This window comes from Polaromonas sp. (genome assembly GCF_043778355.1).
Lineage (GTDB): Bacteria > Pseudomonadota > Gammaproteobacteria > Burkholderiales > Burkholderiaceae_C > Polaromonas.
In genome coordinates this window covers 1-12272 of sequence record NZ_JAYWHI010000026.1, presented here as the reverse complement: position 1 = coordinate 12272, position 12272 = coordinate 1, and the positions used below count along the sequence as shown (strand labels likewise).

Here is a 12272-nt window from a genome sequence, read left to right as displayed (position 1 = left end):
AACACCTCCATACCGGTCTTCAGGCCGTGCGCCGGCGCATTGCGCTGCGGCGGCACCACCGGGTTGGCAAACGTCTCGCCACCCGATTTTCTTGAGGCAAAAGCGGCTGCAGCCCAATCTCCCCGTGCGCCACCAGCTCCTGAATTTGTAGCGCCCCAGGCGCCGCTGTGACCGCCATAGGCCTGTGCGAAACCCTGGTTTTTCGGCGTGATCCATTTCAATGCCGCTTCGGGCAGCTCGTCAAAGAAACGGCTCTTGAGGTTGTAACGCGTCTGACCGTGCAGCATGCGTGTCTGCGAATGGCTCAGGTACAAGCGCTTGCGCGCGCGCGTGATGGCCACGTACATCAGCCGGCGCTCTTCCTCGATGCCGCCGGCATCACTCAGAGAGTTTTCATGCGGGAAGATGCCGTCTTCCAGGCCGGAGATGAACACGCAGTCAAACTCCAGGCCCTTGGACGAATGCACGGTCATGAGTTGCACCGCGTCCTGGCCAGCCTGGGCCTGGTTGTCACCGGATTCGAGTGCAGCGTGGGTCAAAAAGGCCGCCAGCGGCGACAGGGTTTCGCCGGTTTCCTGGTTCGGCGCCAATAGCTCGGGCAGCGGGTCATCACCGAGCGGCGCCGAGGGGTCCAGCCCCTGGCTGGCCGGTGACTGCGAGAGGGCCACCCCGAGTTCATCGACGGGTAAAGCCACGGCGTCACGCCCGAAACCCTCCATGCTCACGAAAGACTCGGCGGCGTTGACCAGCTCGCCCAGATTCTCAAGCCGGTCCTGGCCTTCTTTTTCAAGCTTGTAGTGTTCTTCGAGTCCGCTGTGCTGCAGCACCAGCTCGATGATCTCGCGCAGGCTCAAGCCGGGCGTCTGCTCCCGCAGCACATCGAGTTTGGCGACAAAGGCGCCGAGGTTGGCACCGGCCTTGCCGGGCACCGCGCTGACGGCGTCGTGCAGCGAGCAACCGGCGGCGCGCGCCACATCCTGCAACTGCTCGATGCTGCGCAGGCCGATGCCGCGCGGCGGGAAATTGACAATGCGCATGAAGCTGGTGTCGTCGTGCGGGTTGTCCATCAGGCGCAGATAGGCCAGCGCATGTTTGATCTCGGCGCGCTCGAAAAAGCGCAGTCCGCCGTAAACGCGGTAGGGAATCGCGTTGTTAAACAGTGCGGTTTCCATGACCCGGCTTTGCGCATTGCTTCGGTAGAGCAGCGCAATTTCTTTCCGATCCGTGCCATCACGAACCAGCTGTTTCACTTCATCGACAAACCACTGGGCTTCGGCAAAGTCGGAGGTGGCCTCGAACACCCGCACCGGTTCGCCGGGACCGGCCTCGGTGCGCAGGTTTTTGCCCAGGCGTTTGCTGTTGTGGCTGATCAGTTCGTTGGCCGAATCGAGGATGTTGCCGAAGCTGCGGTAGTTGCGCTCCAGCTTGATCTGGTGCTGTACAGCAAACTCGCGCACGAAGTCGGCCATGTTGCCAACCCGCGCGCCGCGAAACGCGTAAATGCTCTGGTCATCGTCGCCCACCGCCACCACCGAGCCGCCTGGCATCGCGTGTGCGCCAGCCGCAGCGTCGTCGCCTTGGCCGGCCAGCATCTTGATCCAGGCATATTGCAGCTTGTTGGTGTCCTGGAACTCGTCGATCAGGATGTGGCGAAAGCGTCGCTGGTAGTGCTCGCGTACCGGTGCGTTATCCCGCAGCAGTTCGTAGCTGCGCAGCATCAGTTCGCCGAAATCAACCACGCCCTCGCGTTGGCATTGTTCTTCGTAGAGCGCATAAATTTCGGCCTTTTTACGCGTCTCTTCATCGCGTACCACCACATCCTTGGCGCGCTGGCCGTCTTCCTTGCAGGCGGCGATGAACCACATCAGCTGCTTGGGCGGAAAACGCTCGTCGTCGATATTGAACTGCTTGCACAGGCGCTTGATCGCCGAGAGCTGGTCCTGGGTGTCCAGGATCTGGAAGGTGGAAGGCAGGTTGGCCAGCTTGTAGTGCGCGCGTAAAAAGCGGTTGCACAGGCCATGGAAGGTGCCTATCCACATGCCGCGCACATTGACCGGCAGCATGCTTGAGAGGCGCACCATCATCTCCTTGGCCGCCTTGTTGGTGAAGGTCACGGCCAGAATGCCGCCCGGCGACACCTGGCCGGTTTGCAGCAACCACGCAATGCGGGTGGTCAGCACCCGGGTCTTGCCGGAGCCCGCGCCGGCCAGGATCAGTGCATGGGTATTGGGTAAGGTGACCGCTGCCAGTTGCTCCGGATTAAGATTTTGTAAGAGAGGGGAGCTTGATGCGACTTCTGAGAACATCCCTCATTGTAGAAAGCCTCTGATGCCTCCTTTGTTTTCCCGGCGAGTACCCGTTTTTGCGTGGCTTGTGCTGGCAGCCTGCCTGACGCCGCCTGCCCATGCCCAGTCATCGTGCTCCAGCGACGGCCGGCCACATCCAGTGGCTCTGGTAGAGCGTTTTATCAACGCCGATTGCCGGGACTGCTGGAGCGATACAGCCACCCCGCGGCCTGATCGCGGCGACGTGGCTCTGGACTGGGTGCTGCCCGGCAGCCAGGGCGAGGATGCGCCGCTGGCGACCGTGGCCAGCCGCGACGGACTTAAACGTCTGCAGTCGCTGAGTCTGGCGCTGCCGACCGGCAGCAGCAGCCGGACCACGCCCATCACGCCGCAGGGCCGCCTGCGGGTGGCGCACGGCTTGCCAGTGGCCGGTTACATCGGCGCGTCGGTGCAACTGCAACGCCCCTTGGCCGCAGGCACGCCAGCGCCCTGGACCGCTTGGCTGGCGCTGGTAGAAACCATCCCGGCCGGCACGGAGGGCTCGCCGGTGTCCAGAAATCTCGTTCGAAACCTGTTCCTGCCCTTATGGGACGGTCGCAAACAGCTATCAAAAGAGGAGTATTCAGGCTGGCTGGAGTCACGCAGCATGGACATTCCGGCCGGCACAGACCTTTCACGCCTGAGTGTGGTCGGCTGGGTGCAGGACGCCGGCGGCCGCGTGTTCGCCGCAGCGCAGTCGCGCTGCGTCCCGCCGCGCTGAGCGCCATGGGCCTGCACATATAGCGGCTATACAAAAGCGCAGGTGCCGGCAACCCGCACAAGCGCCTAGAATCAGTTACCGGGCCCAAGCACTTGCGCCCGGTTTTTTGTTTGCGGCCTGCCCTGCCGACAACAAGCCGGTCCAGTCCAAGTGCCTTCTGTTCTTGACAGTTCTACCTACAGGCTTGGGAACCATGGAAATCTTCGACTACGACAATGTCTTGCTGCTGCCGCGCAAATGCCGCGTCGAAAGCCGCTCCGAATGCGACGCTAGCGTCACGCTGGGCGGCCGCAGCTTCCGCATCCCGGTGGTGCCGGCCAATATGAAAACCGTGATCAACAAGGACATCTGCATCTGGATGGCCCAAAACGGTTATTTCTACGTGATGCACCGCTTCGACCTCGACAACCTGGCCTTTGTCAGGCGCATGGCGGCAGCCGGCGTGTATGCCTCAATCTCGCTGGGCGTCAAAAAGGCCGACTATGACACGGTGGACCGGCTGGTGGCCGAAGGCCTGGCGCCCGACTACATCACCATCGACATCGCCCACGGCCACGCCGACACGGTGCAGCGCATGATCGGCTACCTCAAGGACAAGCTGCCCTCATCGTTTGTGATTGCCGGCAACGTCGGCACACCCGAGGCCATCATCGACCTGGAGAACTGGGGCGCCGACGCCACCAAGGTCGGCATTGGCCCTGGCAAGGTCTGCATCACACGCCTGAAAACCGGCTTCGGCACCGGTGGCTGGCAGTTGTCGGCGCTCAAATGGTGCGCACGTGTGGCGACCAAACCCATCATTGCTGACGGCGGCATCCGCGAGCACGGCGACATCGCCAAGTCCATCCGCTTCGGCGCTACCATGGTGATGATTGGCTCGATGCTGGCCGGTCTCGAAGAAAGCCCCGGCAAAACCGTGGAGGTCGATGGCAAGCTGTTCAAGGAGTATTACGGCAGCGCCTCGGACTTCAACAAGGGCGAGTACAAACACGTCGAGGGCAAACGCATTCTGGAGCCGGTCAAGGGCTCTATCGCCGACACGCTGCGCGAGATGGAAGAAGACGTGCAGAGCGCCATCAGTTATTCAGGCGGCACCAAACTGATGGACATCCGCAAAGTCAACTACGTGATTCTGGGCGGCGACAACGCGGGTGAACACCTGCTGATGTAAGGGCCCGGCGCAGCGGCCTTCAGGCCGTTGCGGCGATCAACTGCAACGCGAGTTGGTGCAGGCGGTGGCCGGGCTGCACCAGCGCCTCGACGATGCTGAAATGGTTCAGGCCCAGCAAAGCCTCACGTACCGGCACGGTTTTGGCGCCCCAGGCCTGCTCGATCAGCGCGTTGTGGCGCAAAAACTCTTCACTTTCATCGGCTCCGGCCACGGTGTAAAGCACGCCCTGCCTGGGCGCCGGGAACCAGGCCGGGCTGGCCTTCGCCGCTTGCGAGGGCGTCAGTCGCAAGGAGACTTTCAGAAACGGCGTGTGCATCACCGATTCAAGCTCATACAGGCCCGACACCGACATCGCGTTTTTCACCAGATCAACCGGCAGGTCGGCCGCGTATTGCTTCCACAAACAGGCCAGCAGCATGGCCGTGAGATGGCCGCCAGCCGAGTGCCCGATCACCGTGATCCTCTCCGGGTTACCGCCAAAACGCGCGATGTTGCGATACGTCCAGGCCAGTGCCTGAACCATCTGCAGCGCGATATCGGGAATCGTCACTGCCGGGCACAAGTCGTAATTGGGCATGACCACACAGGCACCGGCCTCCGTGAAGGCGGGCGCAAGAAACGAATGGTCGGCCTTGTCCAGCGAGCGCCAGTAACCCCCGTGGACAAACACCAGCACCGGCGCGCCACCAGACGCGACCTTGCGCGCCGGAAACACATCGAGAGTTTCAGCCGCATGTGAACCAAAGGCGATGTCCAGCGTGCAGGCTTGCGTTGCCCGGACCTGGGTGGAACTGTCGGCCCAGCGGGTGAAGTAAGCGGCGTGCTCTGGCACCAGCGCACGGTTGTTGTACATGCGATCCAGCCAGGCGGGGTCGGGACGGGTCATGGTTGCTCCTGAGGAAATGAATGGGGCAATGGTGGCACATCAGCTCGGAAGGCGCGCAAATTCGGGTAAACCCGATGCAACCATTCGAGACTTTCAAAGTATTCTGTATACAGAGTACAAAATATGCAAGCCCACCTTGTCAAAATCGAATCCACGCCCGACCTGGTCGACCAGGTCTACCGCAGCCTCCTGGACGCCATCAGCGAAGGTTCGCTGGCGCCGGGCGCGCGCATCATGCAGGAAGACATTGCCGAACAACTGGCGGTGTCGCGCCAGCCGGTGCTGCAAGCCCTGCGACTGCTCAAGAAAGACGGCTTTGTGCTCGATGCGCCCGGCCGGGGTGTGCTGGTCGCCCCGCTCGACGTGGGCTGGCTGATGCAGATTTACCAGGTGCGCAGTGCACTCGATGCACTGGCGGCCCGGCTGGCGGCGCAAGCCCGTTTCCGGATCGACCCGATGCTGATCAGCCAGGGTCGCGCCGCCGCACGCAGCAACGATGTCAAAGCGATGATGGCCGCCGACGCACGGTTTCACGGCGCCATTTATGGAGCCTCCGGCAACCCGCTGATTGCCCAGAGCGCACAACTGCACTGGCACCATATCCGCCGCGCCATGGGGGCGGTGCTGCAGGTGTCGACCATGCGCGAATCGATCTGGGACGAGCACGAAACCATCGCCAACGCCATTGCCGCGGGTGATGCGCTGACCGCAGAAACGCTGATCCGCGAGCACGGCGAAGACGCCAGCCGCAATCTGGCCGGCCTGCTGAGCAATGCACTTCAGCCCGCGCTCACCCCCACCGCCCTGCCCGCCTGAAACACATCACCACCACCCCAGGAGACAACAATGAAACTGAGCCCGGAGCAACTCACCCAATTCGACCGCGAAGGCTACCTGTTTTTCCCCGGCCTGTTCACGCCCGATGAAACCCAGACCCTCAATGACGCCGTGCCCGAGCTCTACAGCCGGCGCGAAGACTACAACGTGCGCGAAAAAGGCAAGGACGCGGTGCGCACCAACTTTGCCGCGCACATGTACAGCGAGCCCTTTGCCAAGCTCGGCAGGCACCCGCGCATGATCGAACCGGTGGAAGACCTGCTTGGTGAAAAGCTCTACATGCACCAGTTCAAGATCAACGGCAAGATGGCTTTTGAAGGTGATGTCTGGCAATGGCATCAGGACTACGGCACCTGGCTCAACGACGACATGATGCCGACCGAACGCGCCATGAACGTTGCCATTTTTCTGGACGATGTGACCGAACACAACGGCCCGCTGATGTTCATCCCCGGCAGCCACAAAAAAGGCGTAGTTGATGCCAAACACGACCTGACCACCACCAGCTACCCGCTGTGGACGGTAGACAACGACCTGATCCGCCAACTGGTGCAGCGCGCCGGCGGCAAACAGGGTGGCATCGTCAGCCCCAAGGGTCCGGCCGGCTCGATGATCCTGTTCCATTCCTGCCTGGTGCATGCCTCGGGCAGCAACCTCTCGCCCTTCAACCGCGTCAGTGTCTACCTGAGCCTGTGCGCGGTCAGCAACCACATCCGCCGCCACAAGCGCCCGGAATACATCGCGCACCGCGACTTCGCGCCGATTGAGTGCCTGCCCGACGACTGCCTGATGAAGGACTACCCGGTGGACCTGCCGTGGAAAGACGGGGTGCCGGCGACGGCGCTGCAGACCTCGATGGAAGAAATCGTGCCGGAGCGCAAGGCGGCCTGAACCTCGCCGCATGTGATGCCTGACTTGAGGAGCCTGCCCCGGACTCCGATCCGGGGCATCCGTGTTTATTGACCCTGTTCACTCCATCCGCTATGGATTGCGGGTCAAGCCCGCAATGACAAGACTGCCCATATGAACCTCTACACCAAACTCCAGCAGCGCGCCGCCGACAACAAGCCCATTCGCATCGGCTTGATAGGCGCGGGCAAATTCGGCGCCATGTACCTCGCACAGATCCCGAAAACGCCGGGTGTGCATCTGGTTGCGATTGCCGACCTGTCACCCGCCGCGGCCCGCACCAACCTTGCCCGAGTAGGATGGAATCCGGCCCTGACCCAGGCAGAATCTGCACAAGCAGCTATCAAAACAGGAGCAACCTGGATCACCGACGACTGGAACGCCGTCGTCACGCATCCCCAAATCGACATCATCGTCGAGTGCACCGGCAACCCGGTGGCCGCGGTCGAGCATTGCCTGCAGGCGTTTGCGCATGGCAAACATGTGGTCAACGTCACCGTGGAAGCCGACGCCTTTTGCGGACCACTGCTGGCGCGCAAGGCGTTTGATGCCGGTGTCGTTTACTCGCTGGCCTTTGGCGACCAGCCGGCGCTGATCTGTGACCTGGTGGACTGGGCCCGCACCTGCGGCTTTCCGGTGGTGGCAGCGGGCCGTGGCCACAAGTGGTTGCCGCATTTTTCCGAATCGACGCCTGACACCGTCTGGGGCAACTACGGCCTCACGCCGGAACAGGCGGAGCGCGGCGGCCTCAATCCCAAGATGTTCAACAGCTTTCTCGACGGTTCCAAACCGTCGATTGAATCGACCGCGGTCGCCAACGCCACCGGTCTGACGGTGCCCAGCAACGGCCTGCTGTATCCGCCGGCCAGCGTGGAAGATATTCCGTACGTGACGCGGCCTATCAGCGAAGGCGGCGTGCTCGAACGCAAGGGCATGGTCGAGGTGATCTCCTCGCTGGAAGCCAACGGCCGCAAGATTCCCTACGATATCCGCATGGGTGTCTGGGTCACGGTGGAAGCCGAAACCGACTACATCAAGAACTGCTTCGAAGAGTACAACGCACACACCGACCCGAGCGGGCGCTACTTCACGCTTTACAAGCGCTGGCATTTGATCGGCCTCGAAGTCGGCGTGTCGGTAGCCAGCGTCGCATTGCGCGGTGAGCCGACGGGTGTAGCGACATGCTGGAATGCCGACGTGGTGGCCACCGCCAAGCGTGATTTGAAACCCGGCGACATGCTCGACGGCGAAGGCGGCTACACGGTCTGGGGCAAACTGTTGCCGGCTGATACATCCATGAAGATGGGCGGCCTGCCGCTGGGCCTGGCGCACAACGTCAAGGTCATCCGTGCCGTCAAGAAAGGCCAAAGCCTGAGTTGGGCCGACGTGGCGATGGACACCTCCACCCCGGCCTGGAAAGTGCGCAACGAGATGGAGCGCATGTTCTCCCCGGCCATCAAGAAAGCTGCCTGACAGCCTTTGGGTTGCTGCGTGCCGCATGATGGTGGCAGCACCATTTCCCGGACACCCATGAGCAACAACCATTCGACAACGACACTTCGCATCGCCTTCCTGGGCACGGGCAGCATGGGGCTTCCCATGGCCAGACGGCTGTGTGAAGCCGGCCATGCCCTGCAGGTGTGGAACCGCACCCCGGCCAAAGCCGCCTCATTGAGTGCGCTGGGCGGCGTGGTGCATACGCAGGCCGCAGCCGCAGTGGCCGGTGCCGACATCGTTGTCGGCATGCTGGAAAACGGCGCGGTGGTCGAAGACGTGTTATTTGCGCAGGACGTGGCGGCCGCGATGAAACCCGGCGCGCTGTTCATCGACATGGCCTCGATCAAGCCGCGCGAGGCCCGCGACCACGCGGCCCGCCTGGGCGCCATGGGCATTGCCCACATCGACGCGCCAGTTTCCGGCGGCACGGGTGGCGCCGACCAGGGCACCTTGGTCATCATGGCCGGTGGCAAGGAGGCAGAATTCGAACGCGCCCTGCCTGTGTTTCATATTTTCGGGCACGCCACCCATGTGGGTTCTCATGGCGCGGGGCAACTGACCAAGCTCGCCAACCAGATGATTGTCGGTATCACCATAGGCGCGGTGGCAGAGGCTTTGTTGTTTGCAGCCAAAGGCGGCGCCGACATGGCCAAGGTCAGGCAGGCGATCACCGGTGGCTTTGCCGACAGCCGCATCCTGCAAGTGCATGGAGAACGTATGGTGACGCGCGACTTCGCACCGCGCGCGCGCATGGCGATCCAGCTGAAAGACATGCGCAATGCACTCGCGACGGCTGAGGAAATCGGCTTCGACGCACCGGTGACCACCCTGTTCGAACAGCTGTACGCCGAAGGCATCGGCCATGGCCTGAGCGACCTCGACCACTCAGGCCTGTTTGTCGAACTGGCCAGCCGCAACGGGATGGACTGAGGCAGTCAACTCCCCATGAAAAAAGCCCGCAAGCTGCGGGCTTTTTTGTGGCTGGCACAAATCAACGTGCGGGACGGGTCGGACGCTTGTGGGCGTCGCGCGGCACAAACACCTTGCCTGCAGGCTTGGCGAAAGCCGGTTTGCGGTCGGCGAAATCACCGCGGGGCGCTGATGCAAAACCTTCTGAACGGCCGCCACCGAAACCACCACGATCACCACCACGGTCATCGCGCTGGGCGAAACCACCCGTGTTGCCGTTGCCGCCGCCGAAGCCACGGTCATCACGGCGCGGGCCGCGGTCATTAAAACCGGAACGGTCTGCATAGTTATTGCCCTGGGGCGCCGGACGACCCTGGAAAGGTGCGCCGCCACGGTCGTCACGATTACCGCCGAAACCACCACGATCACCGCCACGGTCGCCAAAAGCAGGCTTCTTGCCGGCATAGCCGCCGCCAGCGCCGCCAGCGCCACCACCGAAACCGCCGGAAGGCGCACGGTCGTTGCCGAAACGGCCACCACCACCGCCGCCAAAGCTGCGCGGACCACGGTCATTGCGGTCGCCGCCAAAATTGCCGCGTGGACGCTCCGAAGTCGGTGCAAAACGCTGCTGTGGCTCGAGGCCGGCAATCACGCTGGGCTTGAGGTTTTGCTGGGTGTAGTGCTCGATGTCCTGGATCTTGCGGCGATCGCGGAACTCGGCAATTGTGATCGCCTTGCCTTCGCGGCCGGCACGGCCGGTGCGGCCAATGCGGTGCACATAGTCTTCGGCTTTCATCGGCAGGCCGTAGTTGATGACGTGGGTGATGGTCGGCACGTCCAGGCCGCGGGCAGCGACATCGGTTGCCACCAGGATCTGCACACGGCCGTCACGGAAAGCCATCAGGCGGCGGTTACGCAGGCCCTGGCCCAGCGCGCCATGCAGTGCCACGGCGCTGAAGCCCTCTTGCACCAGGTCGTTGGCCAGGCCGTCACATTCGACCTGGGTGCAGGCGAACACGATGGACTGGTTCATGGTGGTGTCGCGCAGCGAATGGTCCAGCAGCTTGCGCTTGTGGCTCATGTTGTCGGCCCACAGCAGCGACTGGGTGATCGATGCATGTTTTTCATGCGGCGAGTCGATTTCGACGCGCTGCGGCTGGCGCATGACACGTGTTGCGAGCTGCATGATGCGCGGCGCAAAGGTGGCGCTGAACATCATGGTCTGCTTGCGCTCGATGGTGAGCTGGTTGACTTCGGTCAGGTCGTCGGCAAAGCCGAGATCCAGCATGCGGTCGGCTTCGTCGACGACGAGGAACTGCACCTGGTCGAGCTTGATCTGCATGCTGCGCTGCAGGTCCAGCAAGCGGCCGGGCGTGGCCACCACGAGATCCGCGTTCTGCAGCTTGGCAATTTGCAGCTGGTAAGGAATACCACCCACCACGTTGGCGATTCGCAGGCCGCGGCAATGGCGAACCAGGTCGATCGCGTCGGCGCAGACCTGCTGGGCCAGTTCGCGGGTCGGGCACAGGATCAGGGCGCCAGGTGTGGCGGCCTTGAAATTGCGCGCATTGGTCGGGTCCTTGCGCTTGGGTTTCTTCAAAGGCGGCTCGCCGCGGGCGACCGCTTCGGCGCTCAGGCGCTCAAATTCGGCGCGTTCGTTGCGCTCGGCTTCTTCCTGCTGCTTGAGCAGGGTGTGCAGCACGGGCAGCAGGAAGGCTGCGGTCTTGCCGCTGCCGGTCTGGCTGGACACCAGCAGGTCGGTGAACTTGGCCTTGGGGTCGGCTTTAACGTCAGCATCCAGCGCCTGCATGGCTTTGGGAATGGTGGCCATCTGCACGGCGGTCGGCTGGGTGAAACCCATGTCGGCGACGGCCTGCAGCAACTCCTTGGCCAGGCCCAGCTTCACGAAACCATTGGGTTCTGGGGCGATGGCATCGAGCGACGTTTCTGCTGCGGCAGGCGCATCAGAAAAATCAGGAAGTACGTTGATTTCCATATCGGAAACGATGTCGGTAGTTGCTTCGGCCAAAGAATCGCCGCGAGCCTCAAAAGAGTCAGTCATGTTTTTCTCACTAAACACTTGTCCGCGCTGCCACGCTTGTGATGTGGGCGGGCGAACAAGAAACTACCACCTGCCGCGTAGCGGAAGGCTTCGTTCATGGTTAATAAAACATCAACCATCAAACGAATATTTCGGCTCAAGGGTTCCGGTCAACCGGTCTTGAGGCGATGGCTCTGTTGGTAGAGCCCAAAAGTGTGAGGTAGATGTACAAATGCGGTGCACCCCTGTGCATCCATCAAGCCTACGATTATGCCACGGCTTGCGGGTTTCTACCAGTCCCTCGTGCCAAAAAGACCTTGCCGAGCGCCGGGCCCTCTGCAGGGAGCTGGCGCACGCTCCTGTTTTGATAGCTATCAGCCCTTGTCCGGAAAGGGCTGATAGCTCATATCACTTCAGGAAGTGGGTCCGGTAATGTTCCAGCTCGTCAATCGATTCATGCACATCGGCCAGCGCGGTGTGGCTTTGCTGCTTCTTGAAAGCGCTGTACACCTCGGGCCGCCAGCGTTTGGCCAGCTCCTTGAAAGTGCTGACATCAATGTTGCGGTAATGCAAAAACGCCTCCAGTTTGGGCATGTACTTGACCAGAAAGCGTCGGTCCTGGCTGATCGTGTTGCCGCACAAGGGCGACGTGCCCTTGGGCAGGTACTTGGCCAGAAAGGCCAACACCTGCTTTTCGGCATCCTCCTCGGTCACCGAACTGGCCTTGACCTTGTCGATCAGGCCGCTGCGGCCATGCGTGCCCTTGTTCCAGTTGTCCATCTGGTCCAGCAACTCGTCGGTCTGGTAGATCGCCAGCACAGGGCCCTCGATACGCGGCGTCAGTTCCGGGCCGGTCACCACCACGGCGATTTCAATGATGCGCTCCTTGTCCGGGTCCAGCCCGGTCATCTCGCAGTCGAGCCAGACCAGGTTCTGGTCGGATTTTTTCAGCAGGGGTTCTGTATCAGACATCTTGC

At 62.1% G+C, this 12272-nt stretch carries 10 protein-coding genes; 6 read left to right on the top strand and 4 right to left on the bottom strand.

What is annotated here, in order from left to right; all coding sequences use genetic code 11:
- A partial coding sequence (locus tag ACH2CW_RS04125; RefSeq protein WP_395055575.1) for an ATP-dependent helicase occupies positions 1–2306 on the bottom strand: 2306 nt, incomplete at its 3' end.
- 22 nt (positions 2307–2328) lie between these two features.
- On the opposite strand from ACH2CW_RS04125, the gene ACH2CW_RS04120 reads away from it, so the two are divergent.
- Positions 2329–3045, top strand: coding sequence for a hypothetical protein (locus ACH2CW_RS04120; RefSeq protein WP_395055574.1), 717 nt, complete (start codon positions 2329–2331; stop codon positions 3043–3045).
- 193 nt (positions 3046–3238) lie between these two features.
- Positions 3239–4216, top strand: a complete 978-nt coding sequence (locus ACH2CW_RS04115) for a GMP reductase (RefSeq protein WP_395055573.1) — start codon at positions 3239–3241, stop codon at positions 4214–4216.
- A 19-nt stretch (positions 4217–4235) separates the two neighbouring features.
- Here ACH2CW_RS04115 and ACH2CW_RS04110 read toward each other — a convergent pair whose 3' ends face one another.
- On the bottom strand, positions 4236–5102 hold the full coding sequence (locus tag ACH2CW_RS04110) for an alpha/beta hydrolase (RefSeq protein ID WP_395055572.1): 867 nt from the start codon (positions 5100–5102) through the stop codon (positions 4236–4238).
- Between the two features lie 123 nt (positions 5103–5225).
- Here ACH2CW_RS04110 and ACH2CW_RS04105 point away from each other — a divergent pair, with 123 nt between their 5' ends.
- From ACH2CW_RS04105 to ACH2CW_RS04090, 4 genes are all read left to right on the top strand, one after another.
- Positions 5226–5918, top strand: coding sequence for a GntR family transcriptional regulator (locus tag ACH2CW_RS04105; RefSeq protein WP_395055571.1), 693 nt, complete (start codon positions 5226–5228; stop codon positions 5916–5918).
- Positions 5919–5948: 30 nt separating this feature from the next.
- Positions 5949–6830 carry a phytanoyl-CoA dioxygenase family protein gene (locus ACH2CW_RS04100; protein WP_395055570.1) on the top strand — a complete coding sequence of 294 codons (882 nt, stop codon included), beginning with the start codon at positions 5949–5951 and terminating at the stop codon, positions 6828–6830.
- A gap of 132 nt (positions 6831–6962) precedes the next feature.
- Positions 6963–8321, top strand: a complete 1359-nt coding sequence (locus ACH2CW_RS04095) for an NAD(P)H-dependent oxidoreductase (RefSeq protein WP_395055569.1) — start codon at positions 6963–6965, stop codon at positions 8319–8321.
- Positions 8322–8378: 57 nt separating this feature from the next.
- On the top strand, positions 8379–9275 hold the full coding sequence (locus ACH2CW_RS04090) for an NAD(P)-dependent oxidoreductase (protein ID WP_395055568.1): 897 nt from the start codon (positions 8379–8381) through the stop codon (positions 9273–9275).
- A 61-nt stretch (positions 9276–9336) separates the two neighbouring features.
- On the opposite strand, the gene ACH2CW_RS04085 is transcribed toward ACH2CW_RS04090, so the two are convergent.
- Complete coding sequence (locus ACH2CW_RS04085; protein WP_395055567.1) at positions 9337–11316, bottom strand: DEAD/DEAH box helicase; 1980 nt, start codon at positions 11314–11316, stop codon at positions 9337–9339.
- Positions 11317–11703: 387 nt separating this feature from the next.
- Positions 11704–12267, bottom strand: coding sequence for an oligoribonuclease (orn, locus tag ACH2CW_RS04080; protein WP_395055576.1), 564 nt, complete (start codon positions 12265–12267; stop codon positions 11704–11706).
- Positions 12268–12272 lie beyond the last annotated feature (5 nt).